Here is a 25,244-nt window from a genome sequence, read left to right on the forward strand (position 1 = left end):
ACTAGGACATGGAAAACAGAACTTCTTCCCGCAAGACCAGAGTCGGCCTGGTAGTCTCCGATAAGATGGACAAGACCGTGGTGGTGGCCATCGCCGACCGTGTGGCCCACCCCCTGTACAAGAAGATCGTCAAGAGCACCTACAAGCTGAAGGCTCACGACGAGAAGAACGAGTGTGGCATCGGCGACCGCGTGCGGGTCATGGAGACCCGGCCCCTGTCCAAGGACAAGCGGTGGCGCGTCGTTGAGATCATCGAAAAGGCGAAGTAAGGAGGTGTCGGTATGATTCAGCAGGAGAGCTATCTGAAGGTTGCCGACAACACCGGCGCCAAAGAGATCAAGACCATCCGCGTGTTGGGTGGTTCCAGCCGCAAGTTCGGCAACATCGGCGATGTGATCGTCGCTTCCGTCCGCAAGGCTCAGCCCGGCGGCACCGTGAAGAAGGGCGAGGTCGTGAAGGCTGTTATCGTCCGCTCTGTGAAGGGTGTGCGCCGCAGCGACGGCAGCTATGTCCGCTTTGACGAGAACGCCGCCGTCCTGATCAAGGACGACAAGAATCCCCGCGGTACCCGTATCTTTGGGCCCGTGGCCCGCGAGCTGCGCGACAAGGATTATATGAAGATCCTGTCTCTGGCTCCCGAAGTGCTGTAAGGGGGTAGGAGTAGACATGAATAAGATGAGCATTCGTAAGGACGACCTGGTGGTCGTTCTGTCCGGCAAGGACAAGGGCAAGCAGGGCAAGGTCCTGGAGGTCATGCCCAAGGAGGGCAAGGTCGTCGTGGAGAAGGTCAACATCGTCTCCCGTCACCAGAAGCCCCGCAAGCAGGGCGAGCAGGGCGGCATCATGAAGAAGGAAGCCCCCATCTACGCCTGCAAGGTGCAGCGCGTCTGCCCCAAGTGCAACAAGCCCACCCGGCCCGCTCACAAGCTGCTGGCCGACGGCAAGAAGGTCCGCGTCTGCAAGAAGTGCGGCGCCGAAATCTGAGAGAGGAGGAGTATAGACAATGGCTGATAAGAAAGTGCCCAACCTGAAGGCCAAGTACCAGGCCGAGGTCGCTCCTGCTCTGATGCAGAAGTTCGGTTACAAGAGCGTCATGGAGATCCCCAAGATCGACAAGATCGTGGTCAACTGCGGCTGCGGCGAGGCTCGGGACAACTCCAAGGTGCTGGAGGCCGTCGTGGGCGATCTGACCAAGATCACCGGCCAGAAGGCCATCATCACCAAGGCTAAGAAGTCCGTGGCTAACTTCAAGCTGCGTGAGGGTATGCCCATCGGCGCCAAGGTCACCCTGCGTGCCGACCGTATGTGGGAGTTCCTGGACCGCCTGTTCAACGTGGCCCTGCCCCGCGTGCGTGACTTCCGGGGCATCAACGGCAACTCTTTCGATGGCCGCGGCAACTACGCCCTGGGCATCAAGGAGCAGCTGATCTTCCCCGAGATCGAGTACGACAAGATCGACAAGATCCGCGGCCTGGACGTGGTCATCTGCACCACCGCCAAGACCGACGAAGAGGCCAAGGAACTGCTGACTCTGATCGGCGCTCCCTTTGCCCGGTAAAGGAGGAGAACGAAATGGCTAAGAAGTCTATGATCCTGAAGCAGCAGGCGGAGCCCAAGTTCTCCACCCGCCGCTACAACCGCTGCAAGATCTGCGGCCGTCCCCACGCCTACCTGCGGGACTACGGCATCTGCCGTATCTGCTTCCGCGAGCTGGCTTACAAGGGTCAGATTCCCGGTGTCAAGAAGGCGAGCTGGTAAATCCAGCCCGCCTCTTGGCCGGTAATTTGATAAATTTCCCCAGCCGGCGTGCAATAGGTCGCAGCTGCCTAACTGCGATACCTTGCCGCTGATACGGGCAAAGCCCGTAATTCTAAAAGGAGGTAAACATCATGCATATCACCGATCCCATTGCGGATATGCTCACCCGCATCCGCAACGCGAACAGCGCCAAGCATGACACCGTGGACGTCCCCGCGTCCAACATGAAGAAGTCCATCGCGCAGATCCTGCTGGACGAAGGCTATATCAAGAACTTCCAGCTCATCGACGACGGCACTCAGGGCGTGATCCGCATCACCCTGAAGTACAACCCCGGCAAGGAGAAGGTCATCACTGGCCTGCGCCGCGTTTCCAAGCCCGGCCTGCGTGTATATGCCGGTGCTGACGAGCTGCCCCGGGTTCTCCACGGCCTGGGCATCGCCATCGTGTCCACTTCCAAGGGCGTCATGACCGACAAGGCTGCCCGTGCGCAGCACGTCGGCGGTGAGGTCCTGGCGTTTGTCTGGTAAGGAGGGAGAGTAGAAAATGTCTCGAATCGGAAGAATGCCGATCTCCATCCCCGCCGGTGTGGACGTGAAGATCGAAGCCGGTAACCTGATTACCGTGAAGGGGCCCAAGGGCACTCTGACCCAGCAGCTCCACCCCAACATGACCATCACCCAGGAGGGCGATGTGATTCATGTGACTCGTCCCAATGACGAGAAGGAAAACCGCAGCCTCCACGGCCTGACCCGCACCCTGCTGCACAACATGATCGTGGGCGTCACCGAGGGCTTCAAGAAGGAGCTGGACGTGAACGGTGTTGGTTACCGTGTGGCCAAGGAAGGCAACAAGCTGGTTATGAACCTGGGCTTCTCCCATCAGGTCACCATGGAGGAGATCGATGGCATCAGCATCGAGGTTCCCAGCGCCAACAAGATCGTCATCAGCGGCGTCGACAAGCAGAAGGTGGGCCAGTTTGCCGCCGAAGTGCGTGAGAAGCGTCCCCCCGAGCCTTACAAGGGCAAGGGCATCAAATACACTGACGAGGTCATCCGCCGCAAGGAAGGCAAGACCGGCGTCAAGAAGAAATAAGGAGGTGTGCCACTATGATCAACAGACCCGATACCAACGCTCAGCGGCTTAAGCGCCACAAGAGAGTGCGCGGCAAGATTTCCGGCACGCCCGAGCGTCCCCGTCTGAACGTGTTCCGCAGCAACACCAACATCTATGCCCAGATCATCGACGATGTGACCGGCAAGACTCTGGTGTCTGCTTCTTCCCTGGAGAAGGGCTTTGAGGGCAAGGGCTCCGACTGCGAGGCCGCCAAGAAGGTTGGCCAGGCTGTCGCTGAGCGCGCCAAGGCCGCCGGCATCGAGACCGTCGTGTTTGACCGCGGCGGCTACGTGTACCACGGCCGCGTGCAGGCCCTGGCCGAGGGCGCCCGTGAGGGCGGCCTGCAGTTCTAAGGGAGGAGGAAAAGATAAATGGCTCGTTTTGAAAGAGAACCCAGCGAGTTTACCGAGAAGCTCGTTTCCCTCAACCGCGTGTCCAAGACCGTTAAGGGCGGCCGCGTCATGAAGTTCGCCGCTCTGATGGTGGTGGGCGACGAGAAGGGCCGTGTGGGTTTCGGCACCGGTAAGGCCGCCGAGGTCCCTGAGGCCATCCGCAAGGGTATTGAGGATGCCAAGAAGAACCTGGTGACCATCACCACTTCCGGCACCACCATTCCCCATGAGGTCATCGGCGAGTTCGGCGCCGGCCGCGTGCTGCTGAAGCCCGCTGCCCCCGGTACCGGCATCATCGCCGGCGGCCCCGTCCGCGCTGTCATGGAGGCCGCTGGCATCCGTGATATCCGCGCCAAGTGCCTGCGCTCCAACAATCCGCAGAACGTGGTCTCCGCCACCTTCGAGGGCCTGAAGGCTCTCCGTGGTCCCGAGGAGGTCGCTCGCATCCGCGGCAAGAGCGTGGACGAGATCGTAGGTTAAGGAGGGCCGTGAACATGGCTAATCTGAACATCAAGCTGGTCAAGAGCCTGAACGGCCGCATCGCCAAGCATAAGGCCACCGCCGAGGCTCTGGGGCTGCGCCACATTGGCGACACCACCGTACAGCCCGATAACGAGGCTACCCGCGGCAAGATTGCCCACATCGGCTATCTGCTGCAGGTGACCGAGGAACAGTAAGGAGGTGCGCGAAATGAATCTGCATGATCTGTCTCCCGCTGCCGGCTCCAACCCCAAAGCTTACCGCAAGGGCCGCGGCAACGGTTCCGGCAACGGCAAGACTGCCGGCCGCGGTCAGAAGGGCCAGTGGTCCCGTTCCGGCGGCGGCGTCCGCGTGGGATTTGAGGGCGGCCAGATGCCTCTGACCCGCCGCATCCCCAAGCGCGGCTTCAACAACATTTTTGCTAAGCCCCTGGAGGCCATCAACGTGTCCGCCCTGGAGAAGTTCGAGGACGGCGCTGTGGTCAACGTGTGCGACCTGCTGGAGAAGGGCATCCTCTCCAAGTGCGAGTACGGCTACAAGGTGCTGGGCAACGGCACCCTGACCAAGAAGCTGACGGTCCGTGCCTCCGCTTTCTCCGCCTCCGCCAAGGAGAAGATCGTGGCGGCCGGCGGAAAGTACGAGGTGGTATAAGTGATCGAAACCATCCGTAACGCGTGGAAGATCGCCGAGCTGCGCAAGAAGATCCTCTTCACTGTGTTTGCTCTGCTGATCTTCCGGCTGGGCTCTGTGGTTCCCGTGCCGTTCATCGACAGCGAACTGCTGGGCAACACCCTGAACAGCATGGGTGGTATCTTCACCCTGCTGGGCACCATGAACGGCACCGCCTTCTCCATGGCAGCCGTCTTCGCCCTGGGCGTACAGCCGTATATCAACAGCTCCATCATCATCCAGCTGCTCACCGTTGCCATCCCCGCTCTGGAGCGTCTCCAGCGGGACGGCGGCGAGGAGGGCCGGAAGAAGCTCGCGGCCATCACCCGTTACGTCACTGTGGCCATCGCCCTGCTCCAGGGCTTCGGCTACTACACCTTGATCCGCACCCAAAACGACGGTGCTCTGCTGGACACCGCCGGTCTGCCCGGCTGGTGGGCTGCCATCGTCATCATCCTGTGCTTCACCGCCGGTTCTGCCTTTGTTATGTGGCTGGGTGAGCAGATCACCGAGTTCGGCATCGGCAACGGCATCTCCATCATCCTGTTTGCCGGTATCCTGTCTCGTGTGCCTTCCATGGTGTACACCATGTATCAGGGCATCAGCTACAATCTGCAGGGTATCACCGAGGATGCTAACGGCAACAAGCTGTTCACCCTGCCCTGGTGGGGCGCCATCCTCATCATCATTGGCATGCTGGCCATCGTGGTGCTCATTGTGTTCATCCAGAACTCCGAGCGCCGCATCCCCGTGCAGTACGCCAAGCGCGTGGTGGGTCGGAAGATGTATGGCGGTCAGACCAGCCACATCCCCCTGAAGGTGAACATGAGCGGCGTTATGCCCATCATCTTCGCCCAGGCGATCGCCTCTCTGCCCGCTACCATCGGCATGTTCTTTGGTAAGAGTGTCGAGAGCGAGGGCGCTTGGGGCGCTTTCCTCCGCGTGTTCAACACCACCAGCGTGGTGTATATCGTGATCTATTTCCTGCTCATCGTGGGCTTCAGCTACTTCTACTCCAGCATGCAGTTCAACCCGGTGGAGGTGGCCAACAACCTGAAGAAGAACGGCGGCTTTATTCCCGGCTTCCGTCCCGGCAAGCCCACCGCCGACTTCATCCACAAGGTACTGGGTAAGATCACCATGTTCGGCGCCCTGTACCTGGCTGTCATCGCCATCGCGCCCATCATCACCGGCGCGGTCATTGGTCAGCAGAGCCTGGCCATCGGCGGTACCTCTATCATCATCGTGGTAGGCGTGGCCCTGGAGACCACCAAGGCTTTGGAGGCTCAGATGCTCATGCGGCATTATAAGGGCTTCCTCGAGTAAGAGGAGATTTTATCATGAAGATCATCCTGTTAGGCGCCCCGGGCGCCGGTAAGGGGACCCAGGCGGATATCATCAGCGCTAAGCTGAACATCCCCACCATCTCTACCGGCAACATTCTCCGCGCGGCCGTGAAGGCGGGTACGCCCATCGGTCTGCAGGCAAAAAGCTATATGGACGCAGGCAAGCTGGTTCCCGACGAAGTCATCATCGGCATCATTGAGGAGCGGCTGGCCCAGGCCGACTGCGCCAACGGCTTCATTCTGGACGGGGTGCCCCGCACCATCGCCCAGGCTGAGGCTCTGGAGCAGCACGGCATCCGTTTTGACGCGGTGCTCTCTCTGGAGATCGCCGACAGCGTCATCGAAGAGCGGATGACCGGACGCCGGACCTGCCACACCTGCGGCGCCACCTATCATGTCAAGGCGGCTCCTCCCCAGAAGGAAGGGGTCTGCGACAAGTGCGGCGGCGAGCTGGAGCAGCGCAAGGATGACCAGCCGGAGACTGTACGCCACCGGCTGGAGGTCTACCACAATGAGACCGAGCCTCTGAAGGACTTCTATCAGGCCCACGGGGTGCTGATGATCGTTCCCGATATGGGCGGCATTGAGGAGACCAACGATAAGATCATGGAACTTTTGGGGAAGTGACTGAGATGGATATGATCTCGCTCAAATCCCCTCGGGAGATCGACTGTATGCGCCGGGCCGGGCGGCTGACCGCCCAGGCCCGAGCGCTGGCCGGCTCCATGGTGCGGCCCGGTATCACTACTCATGAGATTGACACTGCGGTGCGCAAATTCATCGAAAGCCACGGCGCAAAGCCCTCTTTTCTGGGGTACGGCGGTTTTTCCGGCTCGGCCTGCATCTCCGTTAACGAGCAGGTGATCCACGGCATCCCCGGTCCCAGGAAGCTGAAGGAGGGCGACATCGTCAGCATTGACGTGGGCGCTTACCTGGACGGCTTCCATGGCGACTGCGCTGCCACCTTCCCCTGCGGGGAGGTCAGCGAGGAGGCCATGCGGCTGATCCGGGTCACCCAGCAGAGCTTCTGGGAGGGCATCAAATTTGCCCGTCCCGGTCAGCGGGTCTACGACATTTCCCACGCAGTCCAGCAGTATGTAGAGGGCAACGGCTTCTCCGTAGTGCGGGACTTTGTGGGTCACGGCGTGGGCGCCAAGCTCCATGAGGCACCTGAGGTGCCCAATTTCGGCCCCGCGGGCCATGGCGCCCGGCTGCAGCCGGGTATGACCATTGCGGTGGAGCCCATGGTATGCGCAGGCGACTGGCGGGTGAAGGTATTGAAGGACGGCTGGACTACGGTGTCCGCCGACGGCAGCCTGACCGCCCACTATGAAAACACCATTCTCATCACCGACGGGGAGCCAGAAGTGCTTACCGTAGCGGAGGACTGAGAATGGAGCTGGAACGACCGGAGATCGTCCGCTCCCTGGCGGGACACGACAGGGGCGGGTTGTTCTGCGTACTGGGAGCCGACGGCCCCTATCTGCTGCTGTGTGACGGCAAGCGGAGAAGGGTGGAGGCGCCCAAGCGGAAGAAGGCCGTCCACACGGCCCCTGCCGGGGACTTTCAGCATCCCGTACTGGAGAAGCTCCGTGCGGGGATCCCCACCAGCAACCGCGAGGTACGGAGGGCGCTGGCCGCTTTCCGAGCTGAGGAATCAAGGAGGGTATGACGCTTTGGCGAAGGACGATATGATCGAAGTGGAGGGCATCGTGACCGAGTCCCTTCCCAATACCACTTTCAAAGTGGACATCGGAAACGGCCATATCATTCTGGCTCACATCTCCGGCAAGCTGCGGATGAACTTCATCCGCATCCTGCCCGGCGACAAGGTGACAGTCCAGATGTCCCCCTACGACGTGACAAGAGGCCGGATCACCTGGAGAAGCAAGTGAGGCCCGGGCCTCTGAACAGGAACCAACAACGACCGGTGCGGGACAGCGGGGCCTTGCCTCCGCCGCGCCGGGGCCATAAAGGCATTCAAGGAGGTTTATCATGAAAGTAAGACCGTCCGTGAAGCCCATGTGCGAAAAGTGCAAGATCATCAAGCGCAAGGGCAAGGTCATGGTAATTTGCGAAAACCCCAAGCATAAGCAGAGACAAGGTTAACAGGAGGTGCTGAAACAGTATGGCACGTATTGCTGGCATTGATTTGCCTAAGGATAAGCGGGTCGAGATCGGCCTGACCTATATTTACGGCATCGGGCGCACCAGCGCCAATAAGATCCTGGCTGAGGCCGGTATCAACCCCGACACCCGCGTGAAGGATCTGACCGAGGCCGATGAGGCCAAGCTGCGCGAGATCATCAGCCACAGCTACACTGTGGAAGGCGACCTCCGCCGCGACGTTGCGATGGACATCAAGCGTCTGACCGAGATCGGCTGCTACCGCGGCCTGCGTCACCGCAAGGGCCTGCCCGTCCGTGGCCAGCGGTCCAAGACCAATGCGCGTACCCGCAAGGGTCCCAAGCGCACCGTCGCTAACAAGAAGAAGTAAGGGAGGGAGAAACACATGGCTACCGCTACCAAGGGTAAGAAGGTTATCCGTAAGCGCCGTGAGCGCAAGAATGTTGAGAAGGGCCAGGTGCATATCCGTTCCTCCTTCAACAACACCATGGTCACCGTGACCGATATGGGCGGCAACGCCCTGTCCTGGGCTTCCTCCGGCGGCCTGGGCTTCCGCGGCTCCCGTAAGTCCACCCCCTTCGCCGCTCAGACTGCTGCTGAGACTGCCGCCAAGGCTGCCATGGAGCACGGCCTGAAGACCGTGGAGGTGTACGTGAAGGGCCCCGGCGCCGGCCGTGAGGCCGCTATCCGCGCCCTGCAGGCCGTGGGCCTGGAGGTCACCCTGATTAAGGACGTGACCCCCATCCCCCACAACGGCTGCCGTCCGCCGAAGCGCCGCCGCGTGTAAGAGAAGGAGGAAGAACAAATGGCAAAGAATATGCAGCCTATTGTCAAGCGCTGCCGCGCGCTGGGCATTTCTCCTGCCGCCATGGGCTATGCTGGCAAGAGCAAGCAGGAGTCCAACCGCAATCCCGGCGGCCAGATGAGAAAGAAGAAGAGTGAGTACGCCCTGCAGCTGACCGAGAAGCAGAAGGTCAAGTTTGTCTACGGCGTCATGGAGAAGCAGTTCCGGATGTACTACGAGAAGGCCACCCGGATGCCCGGCAAGACCGGTGACAACCTGCTGAGCCTGGTGGAGCGCCGCCTGGACAACGTGGTGTATCGTCTGGGCTTCGCCGCTACCCGTCGTGAGGCCCGCCAGCTGGTGAGCCACGGCCACTTCACCGTGAACGGCCAGCGGGTGGACATCCCCTCCTTCCTGGTGAAGGCGGGCGACGTCATCGAGGTCCGTGAGGCCAGCCGCTCCTCCGTCAAGTTCAAGAAGCTGGTTGGCGAGGACGCTCCCACCGTGCTGCTGCCCCAGTGGCTGGAGCGGGAGAAGAACTCCCTGAAGGGCACCGTGACCAAGCTGCCCGTCCGCGAGGACGTGGATCTGCCTGTCGAGGAGCACCTGATCGTCGAGCTGTACTCCAAGTAAGTAAGATTGTACCCTCGATTATTGGTGAGCTGTATATGGCTGCGGGCCTTTGCCCGCAGCCGCGAAAAGGAGGGTAACACATGGTAGAAATCGAGAAGCCCCGCATCGAATGTGTGGAGAACCCCGGCGACGGTTCTTACGGCAAATACGTGGTTGAGCCCCTGGAGCGCGGCTACGGCACCACTCTGGGCAACTCTCTGCGTCGCATCCTGCTCTCGTCCCTGCCCGGCACGGCGGTTACCTCCATCAAAATCGCCGGCGTGCAGCATGAGTTCTCCACCATCCCCGGTGTGAAGGAAGACGTGACGGAGATCGTCCTGAACGTCAAGAGCATCATTGCCAAGCTTCACTCCGAGGGCGTCAAGACGGTCTATATCGAGGCCAACGGCGAGTGCGAGGTGACAGCCGGCGACATCAAGGCCGACGGCGAGGTGGAGGTCCTGAATCCCGACCTGCACATCGCCACCCTGGGTCCCGACGCCAGCCTGAATATGGAGCTGACTCTGTCCCACGGCCGCGGCTACGTCCCCGCCGACCGGAACAAGCCGGCTCAGACCATCATCGGGCTGATCCCGGTAGATTCCATCTATACGCCGGTGCGTAAGGTCAATTACACGGTTGAGCCCACCCGCGTGGGTGATCAGACCGACTTTGACAAGCTGACCCTGGAGGTGTGGACCAACGGTACCATCACCGCCCGGGACGCCGTCAGCCTGGGTGCCCGCATCCTGTGCGACCACTTCGTCCTCTTCACCGATCTCTCTGAGACCATGGGCTCCAAGTCCACGGTGGTGGAGAAGGCGGAGGCCCAGCGGGATAAGGTGCTGGAGCTGACCATCGAGGAGCTGGACCTGTCGGTCCGTTCCTTCAACTGCCTCAAGCGTGCCAACATCAACACGGTGGAGGATCTGATCTCCAAGACCGAGGACGAGATGATGAAGGTGCGCAACCTGGGCCGCAAGTCCCTGGAAGAGGTCATCAACAAGCTGGCCATGATGGGCCTGCACCTGGCCGACGAGGAAAACTGAGGTCAGAGAGGAAACGGGCGGTCCGGGGGCACGTAACGTCCCCTCCCGGACCCGCCGGCCATGAGGTGCCTGTTTCCGGGGAGCATAGTACTCCCTCCGGACGAATCTTGATTGCCATAGGAGTTGGAAATTATGTCTCATTATCGTAAACTGGGCAAGCCCACCGATCAGCGTATCGCTATGCTGCGTGCCATGACCACCTACCTGCTGGAGAACGGCCAGATCAAGACCACCGTTTCCCGCGCCAAGGAAGTGGCTCCCGTGGCTGAAAAGATGATTACCCTGGCCAAGAACCCCAGCCTGGCCAACTACCGTAAGGCTCTGTCCTACCTGACCAAGGAGGACGTGGCCAAGAAGCTGTTCGACGAGATCGGCCCCAAGTACGCCACCCGCAACGGCGGCTACACCCGGGTCGTGAAGATCGGCCCCCGTCGCGGCGACGCCGCCGAGATGGCCATCGTCCAGCTGGTGTAATCATAAAAAAGGATGTGCACATGTGCACATCCTTTTTTTATGCCTTTTGGCCCAGCTTGACAGGAGAGACCGGGCATTTTATAATGCAGACAACGGATCCGATGGGAAGGGAGGGGCGAATATGAGCCGGAAGGCGGGTAAGCTGGATGGCCGTTTGCTCCTGCTGCTGGTGTGCCTGGCCTACGGGGCCATGCTCCTGGCAGATGTGCCCTGCCTGTTCAATGCGTGGCTGGGCGTACCCTGTCCCGGCTGCGGCATGCGCCGTGCGCTGGCGGCCGCGGTGTCCCTGCGCTTTGGCGAGGCATTCCAGCTGCACCCTATGTTCTGGTCCCTGCCGGTACTGGCCCTGTCCATCTGGAAAAACGGACGGCTGACAGGTAAGCGGACGGTGAATATTGCACTCCACGCAGCCCTGGCGCTGGGGTTTCTGGCCCACTATGGGGCTGTGCTGCTGTGTGTTCTGTAAGGAACGGATTGAAAAGAGAGAGGAATGATCGCTATGTATTGCCCCAACTGCGGACAGCCGGTAGATGACCGCGCCTCCTTCTGCTCCAACTGCGGAGCTCCGCTGGGCCAGGGAAATTCTCAGTACATACCCGGCCAAAAATCCAGACTGGCGGCCGGCCTGTTCGGTATCTTCCTGGGCGGACTGGGTGTCCACAGCTTCTACCTGGGCTATGTCGGTAAGGGCATCGCCCAAATCCTGTTGTCCTTCTGCTTCGGGATCGGTGCTATCTGGGGCCTGATTGAGGGTATCCTGATTTTGGCCAGCGTGATCAACACCGACGCCCGTGGTGTCCCCCTGCGGGACTGGTAAGGAGAAGGAAGCCCCCATTCTCTCCTTGCATTTTTCCGGGGGCTATGATATACTACACTCCAATAACTGATAAAGGAGACGGTGAGCCCTCGTGGACGAACCTCCGCCTAGTCACAATTGCAAAAGAAAAAGCAACCAGGACAGCTCTATTCCGCCGGGATAGGGGTGTCCTTTTGCGCGTTCCTGTCAAAAATAACAGTTGGAGTTGATTGTAAGTTTATGTTAGACAGTGCCAGTATTGGGATGATCGTTGCCCTGGTGTTCCTGGTCGCCATGTCGGGATATTTTTCCGCTACGGAGACCGCCTTTACCTCCCTCAACCGGGTCCGGCTGAAAAGCCGGGCGGACAATGGAGACCGGCGTGCCGCCCGCACGCTGGCGCTGGCGGAAGATTACGACAAGCTGCTCTCCACCATTCTGATTGGCAATAATATCGTCAATAACGTGGCCACCACCATCGGCGCGGTGCTGTTCATCCGCCTGATCGACGATGTCAGGGGCCCCACGGTGTCCGCCATGGTATTGACGGTGGTTATCCTGATCTTTGGCGAGGTCTCCCCCAAGAGCCTGGCCAAGGAGTCCCCTGAGCGCTTTGCCATGTTTTCCGCGCCGCTGCTGCGCATGTTTGAGGTGCTCCTTACCCCGCTGAACTTCCTGTTCAGCCTGTGGAAGCGTCTGCTGTCCAAGGTGTTCCACAAGTCGGACGACAGCGGCATCACCGAAGAAGAGCTGGTGACCATGGTGGACCAGGCGGAGAGCGAGGGCGGCCTGGACCAGCATGAGAGCAAGCTGATCCGCTCCGCCATCGAGTTCAACGATCTGGAGGTGGATGAGATCCTCACCCCCCGGGTGGACATCGTGGCGGTGGAGGACACCGATACCATGGACGATATCGCTCAGGCCTTTGCCGAGAGCGGATACTCCCGCCTGCCGGTGTATCATGAGGACATCGACGACATCGTAGGCGTCATCCACGAAAAGGATTTTCACGCCGCCCGCTATCGTGGCATGGAGGACGTGAAGACCATCATGGGTCCCATGCTCTACACCACTGGCAACACCAAGATCTCTGAGCTGCTGCGCATCCTCCAGCGGGAGAAGGCCCACATGGTAGTTGTAGTGGATGAATACGGCGGCACCGAAGGCCTGGTCACCCTGGAGGACATTGTGGAGGAGCTGGTAGGCGAGATCTGGGACGAACATGACGAGGTCATCGAGGAGTTCAAGAAGCAGGAGGACGGCAGCTACATCATCTCCTGCTCCGCCGATTTGACCGACCTGTTCGACCTGTTCTCCATCAAGGGCGAGTGCGACGCCAATACCATCTCCGGCTGGGTGATGGAGCAGATCGGCCGCATCCCGGAGGAGGGGGACCAGTTCACCTCCGACGGACTGGACGTCACCGTGACCAAGGTGGATCACCGCCGGGTGTTGGAAATTCGCGTGGTGGTGCGTCCTGAGGAAGAGGAGACAGGCAAGGACAAGGAAAAGAACAAAGAGAACTGACAGGTTCCGTATATACAGGAGGAAACAGATATGGCAAATACATTGGATGATCTGAAGAACCGCCGCAGCTGCCGCAGCTATCAGTCCCGGCAGATCACGGAGGAGGAACTGCAGCAGGTGCTGGAAGCGGGTATGTACGCCCCCACCGGACGGGGCGCGCAGGCCCCCATCATCGTGGTGGTGCAGGATCCGGAGACTATCGAAACCCTGCGGAAGATGAATGCCGCCATCCTGGGCAACCCGGAGGCCGACCCCTTTTACGGTGCTCCCACCGTGCTCATCGTTCTGGCGGACAAGAGCCGTCCCACCTATCTGTATGACGGCAGCTGCGTGATGGATAACCTGCTCAATGCCGCTCAGGCCGTGGGCCTGGGAGCCTGCTGGATCCACCGGGCCAAGGAGGAATTTGACTCCGAAGCGGGTAAAGCCATGCTGGAGCAGTGGGGCATCAAGGGCGACTACGAGGGCATCGGCCACTGTGTGCTGGGCTATCGGGCCGACGCGGTGCCCGCTCCCGCTCCCCGGAAGGCCAATTACGTGTATTACGTCCGCTGAATCAGGAAAAATGCGCTGAAATTTCCGTATGAGACTTTACAATACGGGAAAAATGTGATAGTCTATCATAGCCTGTGTAATGCGGGCACTACCCCGGACTTCGTCTCCCGGCTTACACCGGCCGGTCACGCAGCCCGCGGGCACATTTTATGAAAGGTGGAACTTAACCATGATCCGTAAGGACGAAAAGACTGCTGTTATCGAAGCCAACCGCACTCATCCCACTGACACCGGCTCTCCCGAGGTGCAGATCGCTATTCTGACTGCCCGCATCCAGGAGCTGACCGAGCACCTGAAGGTGCACAAGCACGACAACCACAGCCGCCGCGGCCTGCTGAAGATGGTCGGTAAGCGCCGCAAGATGCTGGACTACCTGATGGCCAAGGACATCGAGCGCTATCGTGCCATCATTGCCAAGCTGGGCATCCGTAAGTAATTGTATTTTGATAGGGGTGGCGCGGGACACCGTGCCACCCCTTCTTCCCATCCGTCAGAGCACGCTTTTTAGCAGTTGAACCTGGGCCCGGAAGCCGGACATGGGTTCAAGTGCTAAAAAGAGCCCGGCTCTGATGTGTGGGGAACACCAACGAAAAAGGAGGCAAAACTCACATGTCAACCGTGATCAAGCACAAAGAATTCAACAACCGCAGAGTGTACAAGACTGAGGTTGCCGGACGTCCCCTGACCATTGACGTGGGCAAGGTCGCCGAGCTGGCTACCGCGTCCGCCATGGTGACCTACGGCGAGACCACCGTGCTGGTGGCCGTCACCGTGTCTCCCCGTCCCCGGGACGGCGTGGACTTCTTCCCCCTGAGCGTGGACTTTGAGGAGAAGCTGTACGCTGTGGGCCGCATCCCCGGCTCCTTCATGCGCCGTGAGGGCCAGCCCTCTCTGCCCGCCGTGCTGGCTTCCCGCGTCATCGACCGGTCCATCCGGCCCCTGTTCCCCTATGACTTCCGCAACGACGTGGTGGTCACCGCTACCGTCATGAGCGTGGATCGGGACTGCTCTCCCGAGGTCACTGCCATGATCGGCGTGTCCGCCTGCCTGGCCTTCTCTCCCATTCCTTGGGCCGGCCCCATCGGCTGCCTGGAGGTGGGCTATGTGGACGGCCAGATCGTCATGAACCCCACCAACGAGCAGAAGCACAACTCCCAGCTGGACCTGACCGTGGCCGCTACCGACAAGAAGGTCATCATGATCGAGGCCGGCGCCAAGGAGCTGCCCGATGACATCATGTATGACGCCATCGTCAAGGCTCACGAGGAGATCAAGGCTCAGGTGGCCTTCATCAACCAGATCGTGGCGGAGATCGGCAAGGAGAAGATGACCTACGATCACGCCGACTTCGATCAGGAGCTGTTTGACAAGATCGTGGCCGCCACCATGGACGAGGCCAAGGCCGCCATGGATACCGACGACAAGAACGTGCGCGAGGAGCGCTGGAACGCCCTCATCGAGCACTGGCATGAGCTCTTCCTGGAGGACTATCCTGAGATGGATAAGTACCTGGAGGAGATCACCTATAAGTTCCAGAAGAAGATCGTCAAGGCCTGGCTGCTGGAAGGCCACCGCGTGGACGGCCGTGCCAAGAACGAGATTCGTCCTCTGGCCGCCGAAGTGGGCGTGCTGCCCAAGGTCCACGGCTCCGGCCTGTTCACCCGCGGTCAGACCCAGGTGCTCTCCATCTGCACCCTGAATACCCTCTCCGCCGCCCAGAAGCTGGATACCATCTGGGAGGAAGAGGAGAAGCGGTACATGCACCACTACAACTTCCCCGCCTACTCCACCGGCGAAGCCCGTGCTGCCCGGTCCACCAACCGGCGTGAGAAGGGCCACGGCGCTCTGGCCGAGCGTGCCCTGGAGCCCGTTATCCCCTCCGTGGAGGACTTCCCCTACGCCATCCGCGTGGTGTCCGAGGTGCTCTCCTCCAACGGTTCCACCTCTCAGGGCTCCATCTGCGGCTCCACCCTGGCTCTGATGGATGCCGGCGTGCCCATCTCCGCCCCCGTGGCCGGCATCTCCTGCGGCCTGATCCAGGACGATGACGGCGGCTTCACCACCTTCATCGACATCCAGGGTGTGGAGGACTTCCACGGCGAGATGGACTTCAAGGTGGCCGGTACCAAGGCCGGTATCACCGCCATCCAGATGGACATCAAGAACGACGGTCTGTCCCATGAGATCATTAAGGAAGCCCTGGCCATCACCAAGGACGCCCGGTATGCCATCCTGGACGAGATCATGCTGCCCTGCATTTCCAAGCCCCGTGAGGACGTGGCTGACACCGCGCCCAAGATGGTGAAGATGAAGATCGACGTGGACAAGATCCGCGAGGTCATCGGCTCCGGCGGCAAGGTGATCCAGAAGATCTGTGCCGATACCGGTGCCAAGATCGACATCGAGGACGACGGCACCATCTATATCGCCGGTACCGACAAGGCCTCCTGCGACGCCGCCAAGAAGACCATCGAGACCATCGTGTTTGTACCCGAGGTGGGCCAGCTGTACTACGGCAAGGTGGTCCGCATCCTGCAGTTCGGCGCCTTCGTAGAGCTGGCTCCCGGTAAGGACGGCATGGTCCACATCTCCAAGCTGGCTGACCGCCGCGTGGAGAAGGTGGAGGATGTGGTGAACATCGGCGATATGATCTGGGTCAAGGTCACCGACATCGACGAGAAGGGCCGGGTCAACCTGTCCTACCGCGACGCGCTGAAGGAGATCAAGGCCAAGAAAGAGGCCGGCGAGCCCATTAAGTAAAAGCATATATTGAGGCCGGGCGGAGGGTTCCGCCCGGCCTTTTTCCCGTCCCTTGACAAGGCGGGCAGGGCTGTGATACACTCCGACCAAAGGGAGAAAAGATATGGACCCGATCATCAATTTGGAAAAATGCGTGGGCTGTGGGGCCTGTGTCCGGGACTGCCTGCGAAGCCTATTTATTGTAGAGAACGGTAAGTCCCATATGAGGGAGGGCATCTGTATCCAGTGCGGTCACTGTGTAGCGGTGTGCCCCATGGACGCCATCCGGCTGGAGGGAGCTCCCGAGGAGGAGATCATCCCCTATGAGCCGTCCGCCTTTGATATTCCGGCGGACCATTTGCTGAACTTCATGAAGTTCCGGCGGAGCATCCGCCATTTCCAGGATAAGCCGGTGGAGAAGGAGAAGCTGTCAGCCCTTCTGGAGGCGGCCCGATATGCGCCCACCGGCGGCAATCAGCAGAAGACCCGGTATATTCTGCTGGAACAGAATAAGGACGAGCTGACCGAGCTGGCCCTCAAAACTCTGTATGAAGCGGCGGAACGGATGGATACCGATCCTGCGCTCCAGAGTGCCAAGCGTTATCAGCCCAAGTGGCGGAGTATGTATCCGGCGTGGAAGGAGCAGGGGAAGGACGGACTGTTTTTCCACGCGCCCTGTGTGCTGCTGACTATATCCCGCTTCCCCAGGTCCAACAGCGGCCGGCTGGATGCGGGCCTGGCCTCCGCCAATGTGGAGCTGATGGCCCACGCGCTGGGTCTGGGCGCCTGCTATATTGGCTTTTTCACCATGGCGGCCTCTCTGGAGCCGGAGCTCTACCGGCGATTGGGTGTCGGGGAAGAAGAAGCAGTGGTGTCCACTCTGGCCATCGGATATCCGGACGTAAAGTATTACCGGACGGTGAATCGCAATCCCGCTGATGTGACCCGGCTGTAAGCGGCAAGGAGAGAAAGGAGCGGTATGTCCATGAAGAAAAAGGTAGTGGGCTATCTGGCATTGATCCTGGCCATCACGGCGGTGGTGCTGCTTTTGATCGCTCTGCGGGGGTAGGGCGGCTGTCTGCTGCGCATACTAGAGAAAACGCCACAGAAGTGCGAGGTTATTCTATTTGGATTATGAACGATTGACGCTCCCCAATGGGGTGCGGATCTTAACAGAACGGGTCCCGGGGGTGCGCTCAGCATCCCTGGGCATCTGGGTAGGCACCGGCTCCCGCCATGAGACGGCAGGGGAGAACGGCGCCGCCCATTTTATTGAGCATATGCTCTTCAAGGGCACCGCCCGCCGCACGGCGGCTCAGCTGGCTGAGGAGATGGACGCGGTGGGGGGACAGATCAACGCCTTCACCACCAAGGAATGCACCTGCTTCTATGCCCGGGTGCTGGACACCCATCTGCCTCGGGCGGCAGATATTTTGTGCGACATGTTCTTCCACTCCCGGTTTGACGATGCCGACGTGGAGACCGAGCGGGGGGTCATCCTGGAGGAAATCGGCATGTACGAGGACAATCCGGAGGACCTGTGCGCCGAGCGGCTGGCGGGCGCGGTGTTCCACGGGACCCCGCTGGCCCGGCCCATCCTGGGCCGGAAATCCACCCTGGAGAAGATGGACGGGGCCTGGCTGCGGAACTACCAGCGCACCCACTACGGTCCGGAGCGGATCGTGGTGGCTCTGGCGGGCAGCTTTACCCAGGCTGATGTGGATGATCTGACCCAACGCTTTGCCAGCATGGAACCCACCACCCGCCAACCGGCAGGTAAGCCCGCCTTCTATACTCCTGGCGTGGTGGTGAAGAAGAAGGCCATTGAGCAGAACCACCTGACCCTGGCCTTCCCCGGTCTGCCCTTTGCCGACAAGCGGCGATTCACCCTCCAGCTGCTGTCCTCTGTCCTGGGAGGCGGCATGTCCTCCCGTCTGTTCCAGCAGGTGCGGGAGAAGAAGGGCCTGTGCTACTCCATCTACACCTACGGTACCTGTCACGACGACACCGGTTACTTCGGCATCTATACCGCTTTGGGGAAGAAGACCGAGGGCCAGGCCCTGGACACCATCCTCACCGTGATCCGGGACTTTACCGAGCAGGGAATCACCCAGGAGGAGCTGGACCGGGCCCGGGAACAGTCTAAGGCCAACGTGCTTATGGGCCTGGAGTCCACCCAGTCCCACATGAGCAGTCTGGGCCGGGGGGAGATCCTCCAGGGTGAGGTGCTGGATGAGGACCAGATCATCGCCGCCTATGATGCAGTCACCCGGGAGGATGTGCGGGATCTGGCCCGTGAGCTGTTCCGCTTTGAGAACGCATCCCTGTCCGCTGTGGGCCGGGTAGGTACCCAGGCGGAGTATCAGGCTCTGCTGCAATAAAAGAAAGCACGGGCCCGCTGCCATGGCAGCGGGCCCGTGTTTTTTATTCATATAGCTTGTCCAGTACCCGGATGATCTGGGCTATGCAGCCTTCCTCGCAGCTGCCCATGATGTAGGCGCCCCAGTCCTTCACTTCCTGTGCACAGTTGGAGGGAGCGAAGGGAACGGCAGAGCGGGCCAGCATGGGGATGTCGTTCTGGTTGTCACCCACGCAGTAGACCTTCTTGGGGTCCATGCCCAGGTATTTTACCAGGTAGTCCACCATACCACCCTTGTTGCTGCCCTTCCGGGTCATCTCTAACAGTACTGCGTTGGAGAAAATGATTTCGTAGTGCTCGGCCCATCGCTCCAGCATATAGCGCTGGACCCGGCGGAGCACCTCGTTGTCCTGCTGGAGGATCACCTTGCTCCAGGGCAAGGGCATCTCCCCGATGGGCACCTCAGCAGCGTCCATCCCTGCCCGTTTCAGATGGTTGAAGGTGACACGGTTGGGCTGGTAGACGTAGATGTCGTCGTGGTTGTAGGCCTCGAACCCGATCTCCGGGATGTCCTGGGCCAACTGCTGAAGGTCTTCCCTGGCCCGGTCGGGCAGGAAGGTCTCATGGATCATGCGGTCGGCCTTGAAGTCGTACAGGGCGGAGCCGTTGGACAGAATCACCGGTGCGTTGATATTTACAAGACGGGCGTGGGGTGCAAAGGTAGGATGGGCCCGGCCGGTGGCTACCGTAAAAGTGCCGCCGTTGCGGGTAAAGTACTCGATGGCCTCCACATTGACGGGCGGTACCCGCAGATCGGCCCCGTAGAGGGTGTCGTCAAAATCGCTGACCAGCAGCACGCCGTCAAATTTGCCCAAATCAGTCAAACCTTTCTTATTTCAGATCGGCCCCTGTAAAGTAGCGATTCAGAGGCTTGAAGAGCAGGCCAGCCACCACCCCGGTGATAATGATCTCGGGGATCATGTAGCTGGCGTTGTACGCGATGGACCACACAGGAGCAGCCCAGCCCAGTTCGTTGGGCCAGAGAACTTCCCAAATCAGTACGCCGGAGAGAAAGTGGCACAGCAGCCGGACCAGGAAGGTAAAGACGATGCCAACCTCCAGGCTCACCAGCCGGTTTTTGATGACGCCGTTGAACATGGAGGACAGGCCGACCACGCTGAACGCGATCACATAGTCCAGCAGGATAATGGCGATGGCCATGCCCACGGAGGTGGCGTACTGCACATTCTGGATACCCAGGAGCATCTGCAGCAGGCTGTACACAAAGGCGGTAAACAGGCCCCACTTACAGCCGTAGCGATGGGAGACGATCACCAGGGGCAGCATAGAACAGAAGGTGATGCCTCCGCCCAGGGCCCAGGGACCGGAGAAAGTAAACATGCTGAGTACAGTGCCAATAGCCAGCATGATGGCGCTTTCCACCAACCGGAGCACCAACAGGCCGGAGCGGGAACGTCGGGAAGCGGCTGCGTTTGACATGAAAATATTCCTCCTAAAAATTTGTACCGCAACGCAAACCGGGCTGCGCAATGCGGTACGGGAGGAACGACAAAAGCCGAATCCGCTTCCTACGCCGGCATTACCCGGATCAGGTTCTAGGGACACGGGCGGCAATACGCCCTGATCTCAGCCGGACTTGCGTCCAGCGCCCCTGTATTCGATTTGTCCTGCGGCCAAGCAAAGTTTATACCAAATGCCCCAGCTTTGTCAATATATCCTGGAACCACGGAGGCAGAGGACATTCCAGAGTGAGGCGTTCCCCAGTACGGGGGTGGATAAAGGACAGCCGACGGGCGTGAAGGCACTGGCCGGCCAGGCCGGGATAGGGCTTTTTGGACCCGTACACCACATCGCCCAGCAGGGGGTGGCCGATATGGGCCATGTGGACCCGGATCTGGTGGGTACGTCCCGTCTCCAGCCGGCACTGGATGTGGGCATAGCCGGGGAAGCGCTCCAGCACGGTCCAGTGGGTGATAGCCTCCCGTCCCTGGAGGAAATTCACCGCCATCTTCTTTCGATCGGTGGGATGGCGGGCGATGGGGGCGTTCACCGTTCCCTGATCCTCCTTTAAATTACCTACGCACACCGCCTCGTACTCCCGGTAGAGGGAGTGGTCCTGGAGCTGCTCTGCCAGGGCCAGGTGTGCAAAATCGTTCTTGGCAGCGATAATGAGCCCGGAAGTGTCCCGGTCGATACGGTGGACGATGCCGGGACGGAGGGCTCCGTTGATTCCGGAGAGTGAATCTCCGCAGTGATATAACAGAGCGTTGACCAAAGTGCCATCGGGATGGCCTGCCGCCGGGTGGACCACCAGGCCCACTGGCTTGTTGACGGCGATAACGTCCTCGTCCTCATATACCACGTCCAGGGGGATATCCTGGGGTACGATGTCCACCGGCGCAGGGTCGGGAAGAACTACCACCAGCTCGTCTCCCGGGACGGTTTTGTAGTTCTTTTTCACCGGCTTGCCGTTCAGGGTCACGGCCCCCTCCTCCAGCAGCTTCTGGGCCGCCGAGCGGGTGAGCTGAGGCAGGGCATCGGCCAAAAACTGGTCGACCCTCCTGCCGGCCTGGTCAACCCTCAGATGCAGGGGCGTCATGCTCTTTTTCCTCCTTGCCGTAGAACAGCAGATAGTATGCGCAGAAGGCGATGCCGCCGCATACCACGCAGATATCCGCCACGTTGAACACGGCAAAATTCATAAACAGGGTCTGGAACATATCGGTGACGTAACCCAGAAAGGCCCGGTCAATCAGGTTGCCCACAGCCCCGGCCAGCACCACCGACAGGCAGACCATGGCGAAGGGGTGGGGGAATACCTTTTTAATAAGCAATACCGCCAGCAGGATGGAGGCGGCCAGAGACACCAGGGTCAGGATCCAGGTGTGCTCCTCAAAGAGGGAAAAGGCAGCGCCGGTATTCTTCACATAGGTCAGCTGCAAAATGTGGGGGAGAAAGGGCACGCCCTCACCCAGATCAATGTTGGCCCGGACCAGAAATTTGACCAGCTGGTCCAGTGCCACCAGGGCCACCACAAGAACGGCGTAGAGCATAAGACAGGGCTCCTTTGCAAAAAGTAAGGGCCGGAAGGCCCGATCAAGTTTTTTTTATTGTACCATGCCCGTCTCCGGCGGGCAAGTCCCAGCTGCGCTTGTTTCCCTCAGATGAGTGTGATACAATGGGAACGGATGGAAGCCGCCGGAACTTTTTTGGCATTGTATCATGGTTTACATTCTTTTCTCCGACGCGGTGCCATACTACCAAGTATAAAGTGAAGCAATTAGGAGGCCGTTCCTATGAAGGAATATCCGGTTCAGCGGGCCGCGGTGCTGAAAGAAAAGCCCGACCCCAATACACTGGTTTTCGGTAAGACCTTTACCGACCATATGTTTATCATGGATTATACTGCCGGCCAGGGCTGGCACGACGGGCGCATCGTCCCCTACGGTCCTATTCCGCTGGAGCCCTCCGCCATGGTGTTCCACTATGCCCAGGAGGTTTTTGAGGGCCTGAAGGCCTACCGCGCCCCCGACGGCGGTGTGCAGCTCTTCCGGCCCACCGAGAACATCAAGCGCATCAACTCCTCCTGTGAGCGTATGTGCATTCCTCAGCTGAATGAGGAGGACGCTCTGGCCGCCATCGAGCAGCTGGTTCGTCTGGAGGCTGACTGGGTGCCCAGTGCCCCCGGCACCTCCCTGTATATCCGTCCCTTCATCATCGCCACCACGCCCTCCCTGGGTGTCCACGCCGCCCACAATTACATCTTCTGCATCATCACCTGCCCTGTGGGCGCCTACTACGCCGAGGGCATCAACCCGGTGAAGATTTATGTGGAAAATGAGGACGTCCGTGCCGTCAAGGGCGGCACCGGCTACACCAAGTGCGGCGGCAACTACGCTGCCTCCATCCGCGCCGGTGAGCGGGCGGAGGAGAACGGCTACGCCCAGGTGCTGTGGCTGGACGGTGTCCACCGCAAGTACATTGAAGAAGTGGGCTCCATGAACGTCATGTTCCAGATCGGCGACACGGTGGTTACCCCCAAGCTGACTGGCTCCGTGCTGCCCGGCATCACCCGTAAGTCCTGCATCGAGCTGATGGAGAGCTGGGGCCTGAAGGTGGAGGAGCGGCTCATCACCGCTCAGGAGCTCTTTGACGCCGGAGCTGACGGCTCCCTGAAGGAAGCCTGGGGCACCGGTACCGCCGCCGTCATCTCTCCCATCGGCGAGATGGGCTGGGAGGACAAGCATGTTGTGGTCAACGGCGGCAAGATCGGCCCTCTGGCCCAGAAGCTGTATGACACCCTCACCGGCATCCAGTGGGGCACTCAGCCTGATCCCCATGGCTGGGTCGTCAAGCTGTAAATTTGCGTTCTTCTAACCTTCCTATATACCTTCCCAGACCAAGGGGCGGGACATTTGTCCCGCCCCTTGGTCTATTTTCTTCAGAGAATCTGATATTTCCCTTTTGGTTTCTTTAGCTTTCACCTCTGACGGGGGTTGTTATGGTACAATGGCCCAAATGAAATGAGGTGCTGCTATGAAACGATGCAAATATATCCCCGCGCTGCTGGCCCTGCTCCTGCTGTTGTCTGCCTGCGGCGGGCCTTTCGGGCTGGCCGACTCCAAGGTCCGGAGCGAGGCCAGCCGTCTGGCTGTCGCCCAGCTGGGCAAGCTGGACCCGTATGTCACCGGGGAGGAGCGGCGGCAGGTGACCCAGCTGCTGGAGCGGATGCTCTCCCTCCGCCAGGTCCGGGAAGATGCGGGCATTTGGACGGTCTCCGCCGGGGAAGAGCAGCTGGCAGTCCAGCTCAACCAGCTCTATGAGGACTTCACCCGCCGCAGCCTGGGAGAGCCGGAGAGCTGGAGTGCAGACGAGGAGAAAATGGAACTGCTGGCCGAATATGATGTAAAGGGCAGCGGCCTGGAACTCTCCGAGGGGGAGGACTCCTACCGGGCCCTGTGGGAGCAGGTGGAAGCCATGCTGCCTCAGGGCAGTCTGGACGCCTTTGACCGCTTTACCGTCTTTACCGACGGGGAGGAGGAAATCCTGGCCTATGTGGTACCCACCGACGATGAAGGCGCCCGTTGGGAGCTGGCGGTGGACCCCAAGGACGCGGGGGACGAAACCTATTTTGCCGAGACAGTGTTCCACGAGTATTGCCACTACCTGACCCTTAACGACCAGCAGGTGGCCTATGAGACGGCTCCCTCCCAGGGCCGCTATACGGAGGAGGGCATGATTACCCGTCCCGGGTCCTATCTCAATGCTTTCTATCAGGAGTTCTGGACGGACTACCTGTCCGACCGGCTGGCCGACCCGGAGAGCACCGGCTTCTACCTCCGCCACTCCGATGACTTCCTCACCGGCTATGCGGCCACCAGCCCTTCTGAGGATATTGCCGAGAGTTTTGCCTTCTTCATCATGGGCGACAAGGCTGAGGGAGAGAGCGTCCAGGCCCGGAAGCAGAATTTCTTCTACGCTTATCCCGAGCTGGTGACCTTCCGGGACCAGGCACGGGCGAAGCTGGGCCTGTGAGATTCAGCGGGTCAGACCGCGGAAGCCCTTGGGAACCTCCGCGCGGAAGACCCGCTTTTCTCCTGTGAAGGGGTCGGTAAGGATCAGTTCATGGGCGTGGAGACACAGCCGGCCCAGGGGATCGGTGGCTGCACCGTAATCCCGGTCTCCTGCCACCGGACAACCCAGCTCGCTGAGATGGGCCCGGATCTGGTTTTTCCGACCGGTGTCGATGTCTACCTCCAGCAGGGTATAGTCCTTTCCGCTGCTCAGAGTGGTATAGTGAGTGATTGCTTCTTTCCCGCCGGAGCGGACGGAGTATACCTTGTGGGCAGCGTTCTCCCGCAGCAGGGTGCGGATGGTGTCCGACTCTTTGGGCGGGTGGCCTTCCACCGCCGCCAGGTAGCCACGGCGGGTCACCAGGGTGTCCCAATTGTCCTGATAGGCACGCTTGGTCTCCTCGTCTTTGGCAAAGAGGAGCACGCCGGAAGTGTCACGGTCCAACCGATGGACGATGAACACCCGGCCTTTGGGCTGGGTCCGGCGCACATAGTCGGTGGCCATGTGGTAGGCGGTGCGTACCTTTTCCCGGTCATTGGCCATGCTCAGCAGTCCGGCAGGCTTTTCGATTACCAGGATCCGCCTGTCCTCATACAGAATGGGGAAGGGGGCCTTCCTATCCCGGCTCCCCTGAGGGCGGATGGTGACACGCTGACCCGGTTCCAGAGGATGGTCATGGCGAGTGACGGTGGCCCCGTCCACCTGTACCTGGCCACGGGTGAGCAGACCCTTGATGTTGTTGCGGCTCTGGCCCTTTACCTGTTCCAGCAGAAAGGGGAGCAGGGGGCCGGCCTGGGTGACAGAATAGGTTTTTTCCTGCATAATTTCACATCCTAACAAAAGCGCGGCGCAAGCGAATGCTGCTT

General features: G+C 60.2%; 37 protein-coding genes and 1 riboswitch. Of the genes, 32 read left to right on the forward strand and 5 right to left on the reverse strand.

Going from position 1 to position 25,244, the window contains the following annotated elements:
- Positions 1-8: 8 nt before the first annotated feature.
- From rpsQ to ACTNB1_RS03865, 30 genes are all read left to right on the forward strand, one after another.
- Complete coding sequence (gene rpsQ / locus ACTNB1_RS03720) at positions 9-269, forward strand: 30S ribosomal protein S17 (RefSeq protein WP_007494646.1); 261 nt, start codon at positions 9-11, stop codon at positions 267-269.
- Between the two features lie 12 nt (positions 270-281).
- Positions 282-650, forward strand: coding sequence for a 50S ribosomal protein L14 (gene rplN, locus ACTNB1_RS03725; protein WP_441167928.1), 369 nt, complete (start codon positions 282-284; stop codon positions 648-650).
- Positions 651-666: 16 nt separating this feature from the next.
- On the forward strand, positions 667-984 hold the full coding sequence (gene rplX / locus ACTNB1_RS03730; RefSeq protein WP_441167929.1) for a 50S ribosomal protein L24: 318 nt from the start codon (positions 667-669) through the stop codon (positions 982-984).
- A 19-nt stretch (positions 985-1,003) separates the two neighbouring features.
- Positions 1,004-1,558, forward strand: coding sequence for a 50S ribosomal protein L5 (gene rplE / locus ACTNB1_RS03735; protein WP_349139566.1), 555 nt, complete (start codon positions 1,004-1,006; stop codon positions 1,556-1,558).
- Between the two features lie 14 nt (positions 1,559-1,572).
- A complete protein-coding gene (locus tag ACTNB1_RS03740) occupies positions 1,573-1,758 on the forward strand; it encodes a type Z 30S ribosomal protein S14 (RefSeq protein WP_006573415.1) in 186 nt (61 codons plus the stop codon).
- Positions 1,759-1,889: 131 nt separating this feature from the next.
- Complete coding sequence (gene rpsH / locus ACTNB1_RS03745; protein WP_441167930.1) at positions 1,890-2,288, forward strand: 30S ribosomal protein S8; 399 nt, start codon at positions 1,890-1,892, stop codon at positions 2,286-2,288.
- Between the two features lie 16 nt (positions 2,289-2,304).
- Complete coding sequence (gene rplF, locus ACTNB1_RS03750) at positions 2,305-2,853, forward strand: 50S ribosomal protein L6 (protein ID WP_441167931.1); 549 nt, start codon at positions 2,305-2,307, stop codon at positions 2,851-2,853.
- Positions 2,854-2,867: 14 nt separating this feature from the next.
- On the forward strand, positions 2,868-3,227 hold the full coding sequence (gene rplR / locus ACTNB1_RS03755; RefSeq protein ID WP_441167932.1) for a 50S ribosomal protein L18: 360 nt from the start codon (positions 2,868-2,870) through the stop codon (positions 3,225-3,227).
- 18 nt (positions 3,228-3,245) lie between these two features.
- Entirely contained in the window at positions 3,246-3,746 is a 501-nt protein-coding gene (gene rpsE / locus ACTNB1_RS03760; protein ID WP_441167933.1) for a 30S ribosomal protein S5, read from the forward strand.
- A gap of 14 nt (positions 3,747-3,760) precedes the next feature.
- Complete coding sequence (gene rpmD, locus ACTNB1_RS03765) at positions 3,761-3,943, forward strand: 50S ribosomal protein L30 (RefSeq protein ID WP_087335586.1); 183 nt, start codon at positions 3,761-3,763, stop codon at positions 3,941-3,943.
- Between the two features lie 13 nt (positions 3,944-3,956).
- Positions 3,957-4,397, forward strand: coding sequence for a 50S ribosomal protein L15 (gene rplO / locus ACTNB1_RS03770; protein WP_297213309.1), 441 nt, complete (start codon positions 3,957-3,959; stop codon positions 4,395-4,397).
- Entirely contained in the window at positions 4,398-5,741 is a 1,344-nt protein-coding gene (secY, locus tag ACTNB1_RS03775; protein WP_441167934.1) for a preprotein translocase subunit SecY, read from the forward strand.
- 14 nt (positions 5,742-5,755) lie between these two features.
- Entirely contained in the window at positions 5,756-6,388 is a 633-nt protein-coding gene (locus ACTNB1_RS03780) for an adenylate kinase (RefSeq protein WP_441167935.1), read from the forward strand.
- 11 nt (positions 6,389-6,399) lie between these two features.
- Positions 6,400-7,152, forward strand: coding sequence for a type I methionyl aminopeptidase (gene map / locus ACTNB1_RS03785; protein WP_441167968.1), 753 nt, complete (start codon positions 6,400-6,402; stop codon positions 7,150-7,152).
- Positions 7,153-7,154: 2 nt separating this feature from the next.
- Positions 7,155-7,433 carry a KOW domain-containing RNA-binding protein gene (locus tag ACTNB1_RS03790; RefSeq protein ID WP_441167936.1) on the forward strand — a complete coding sequence of 93 codons (279 nt, stop codon included), beginning with the start codon at positions 7,155-7,157 and terminating at the stop codon, positions 7,431-7,433.
- A 4-nt stretch (positions 7,434-7,437) separates the two neighbouring features.
- A complete protein-coding gene (gene infA / locus ACTNB1_RS03795) occupies positions 7,438-7,656 on the forward strand; it encodes a translation initiation factor IF-1 (protein ID WP_441167937.1) in 219 nt (72 codons plus the stop codon).
- A 100-nt stretch (positions 7,657-7,756) separates the two neighbouring features.
- Positions 7,757-7,870 (forward strand): 50S ribosomal protein L36, encoded by a 114-nt coding sequence (gene rpmJ, locus ACTNB1_RS03800; protein WP_006573428.1) that lies wholly within the window; start codon positions 7,757-7,759, stop codon positions 7,868-7,870.
- Between the two features lie 19 nt (positions 7,871-7,889).
- Positions 7,890-8,258, forward strand: coding sequence for a 30S ribosomal protein S13 (rpsM, locus tag ACTNB1_RS03805; protein ID WP_441167938.1), 369 nt, complete (start codon positions 7,890-7,892; stop codon positions 8,256-8,258).
- 15 nt (positions 8,259-8,273) lie between these two features.
- Complete coding sequence (gene rpsK / locus ACTNB1_RS03810) at positions 8,274-8,675, forward strand: 30S ribosomal protein S11 (RefSeq protein ID WP_007494608.1); 402 nt, start codon at positions 8,274-8,276, stop codon at positions 8,673-8,675.
- Between the two features lie 18 nt (positions 8,676-8,693).
- Positions 8,694-9,305 carry a 30S ribosomal protein S4 gene (rpsD, locus tag ACTNB1_RS03815; RefSeq protein ID WP_441167939.1) on the forward strand — a complete coding sequence of 204 codons (612 nt, stop codon included), beginning with the start codon at positions 8,694-8,696 and terminating at the stop codon, positions 9,303-9,305.
- Positions 9,306-9,385: 80 nt separating this feature from the next.
- Positions 9,386-10,333, forward strand: a complete 948-nt coding sequence (locus ACTNB1_RS03820) for a DNA-directed RNA polymerase subunit alpha (RefSeq protein WP_441167940.1) — start codon at positions 9,386-9,388, stop codon at positions 10,331-10,333.
- Between the two features lie 132 nt (positions 10,334-10,465).
- On the forward strand, positions 10,466-10,807 hold the full coding sequence (rplQ, locus tag ACTNB1_RS03825) for a 50S ribosomal protein L17 (RefSeq protein WP_441167941.1): 342 nt from the start codon (positions 10,466-10,468) through the stop codon (positions 10,805-10,807).
- Between the two features lie 121 nt (positions 10,808-10,928).
- The gene (locus ACTNB1_RS03830; RefSeq protein WP_441167942.1) at positions 10,929-11,273 is read left to right on the forward strand and encodes a DUF2752 domain-containing protein; all 345 of its coding nucleotides are present in this window, start codon (positions 10,929-10,931) and stop codon (positions 11,271-11,273) included.
- 24 nt (positions 11,274-11,297) lie between these two features.
- Positions 11,298-11,624 carry an NINE protein gene (locus tag ACTNB1_RS03835; protein WP_441167943.1) on the forward strand — a complete coding sequence of 109 codons (327 nt, stop codon included), beginning with the start codon at positions 11,298-11,300 and terminating at the stop codon, positions 11,622-11,624.
- A 219-nt stretch (positions 11,625-11,843) separates the two neighbouring features.
- Positions 11,844-13,130, forward strand: a complete 1,287-nt coding sequence (locus ACTNB1_RS03840; RefSeq protein ID WP_441167944.1) for an HlyC/CorC family transporter — start codon at positions 11,844-11,846, stop codon at positions 13,128-13,130.
- Positions 13,131-13,160: 30 nt separating this feature from the next.
- Complete coding sequence (locus ACTNB1_RS03845; RefSeq protein WP_441167945.1) at positions 13,161-13,685, forward strand: nitroreductase family protein; 525 nt, start codon at positions 13,161-13,163, stop codon at positions 13,683-13,685.
- A 169-nt stretch (positions 13,686-13,854) separates the two neighbouring features.
- Positions 13,855-14,121: a 30S ribosomal protein S15 gene (gene rpsO / locus ACTNB1_RS03850; RefSeq protein WP_441167946.1), complete on the forward strand. Its 267-nt coding sequence runs from the start codon at positions 13,855-13,857 to the stop codon at positions 14,119-14,121.
- A 173-nt stretch (positions 14,122-14,294) separates the two neighbouring features.
- The gene (locus ACTNB1_RS03855; RefSeq protein ID WP_441167947.1) at positions 14,295-16,445 is read left to right on the forward strand and encodes a polyribonucleotide nucleotidyltransferase; all 2,151 of its coding nucleotides are present in this window, start codon (positions 14,295-14,297) and stop codon (positions 16,443-16,445) included.
- 103 nt (positions 16,446-16,548) lie between these two features.
- Entirely contained in the window at positions 16,549-17,379 is an 831-nt protein-coding gene (locus tag ACTNB1_RS03860) for a nitroreductase family protein (protein ID WP_441167948.1), read from the forward strand.
- A gap of 172 nt (positions 17,380-17,551) precedes the next feature.
- Positions 17,552-18,805, forward strand: a complete 1,254-nt coding sequence (locus ACTNB1_RS03865; protein WP_441167949.1) for a M16 family metallopeptidase — start codon at positions 17,552-17,554, stop codon at positions 18,803-18,805.
- A gap of 43 nt (positions 18,806-18,848) precedes the next feature.
- Here the strand turns inward: ACTNB1_RS03865 and ACTNB1_RS03870 are convergent, their stop codons facing one another.
- The 4 genes from ACTNB1_RS03870 to lspA all read right to left on the reverse strand — a co-directional run bounded on the left by ACTNB1_RS03870 (position 18,849) and on the right by lspA (position 21,857).
- Positions 18,849-19,658: an HAD-IIB family hydrolase gene (locus ACTNB1_RS03870; protein ID WP_441167950.1), complete on the reverse strand. Its 810-nt coding sequence runs from the start codon at positions 19,656-19,658 to the stop codon at positions 18,849-18,851.
- A gap of 16 nt (positions 19,659-19,674) precedes the next feature.
- The gene (locus ACTNB1_RS03875; RefSeq protein WP_441167951.1) at positions 19,675-20,283 is read right to left on the reverse strand and encodes an energy-coupled thiamine transporter ThiT; all 609 of its coding nucleotides are present in this window, start codon (positions 20,281-20,283) and stop codon (positions 19,675-19,677) included.
- Positions 20,284-20,350: 67 nt separating this feature from the next.
- Positions 20,351-20,467: riboswitch (TPP riboswitch) on the reverse strand.
- Positions 20,468-20,488: 21 nt separating this feature from the next.
- A complete protein-coding gene (locus ACTNB1_RS03880; RefSeq protein ID WP_441167952.1) occupies positions 20,489-21,403 on the reverse strand; it encodes an RluA family pseudouridine synthase in 915 nt (304 codons plus the stop codon).
- Positions 21,378-21,857 (reverse strand): signal peptidase II, encoded by a 480-nt coding sequence (gene lspA / locus ACTNB1_RS03885; RefSeq protein WP_441167953.1) that lies wholly within the window; start codon positions 21,855-21,857, stop codon positions 21,378-21,380. Before lspA ends, ACTNB1_RS03880 begins: the two co-directional genes overlap by 26 nt.
- Positions 21,858-22,100: 243 nt before the next feature.
- On the opposite strand from lspA, the gene ACTNB1_RS03890 reads away from it, so the two are divergent.
- Positions 22,101-23,165: a branched-chain amino acid aminotransferase gene (locus ACTNB1_RS03890; RefSeq protein WP_441167954.1), complete on the forward strand. Its 1,065-nt coding sequence runs from the start codon at positions 22,101-22,103 to the stop codon at positions 23,163-23,165.
- A 175-nt stretch (positions 23,166-23,340) separates the two neighbouring features.
- Positions 23,341-24,339: a hypothetical protein gene (locus ACTNB1_RS03895; RefSeq protein ID WP_441167955.1), complete on the forward strand. Its 999-nt coding sequence runs from the start codon at positions 23,341-23,343 to the stop codon at positions 24,337-24,339.
- A gap of 3 nt (positions 24,340-24,342) precedes the next feature.
- On the opposite strand, the gene ACTNB1_RS03900 is transcribed toward ACTNB1_RS03895, so the two are convergent.
- The gene (locus tag ACTNB1_RS03900; protein WP_441167956.1) at positions 24,343-25,200 is read right to left on the reverse strand and encodes an RluA family pseudouridine synthase; all 858 of its coding nucleotides are present in this window, start codon (positions 25,198-25,200) and stop codon (positions 24,343-24,345) included.
- Between the last annotated feature and the right edge of the window lie 44 nt (positions 25,201-25,244).

This window comes from Flavonifractor sp. HCP28S3_F3 (assembly GCF_052065355.1).
In the GTDB taxonomy this organism is placed as follows: Bacteria; Bacillota; Clostridia; order Oscillospirales; family Oscillospiraceae; genus Flavonifractor.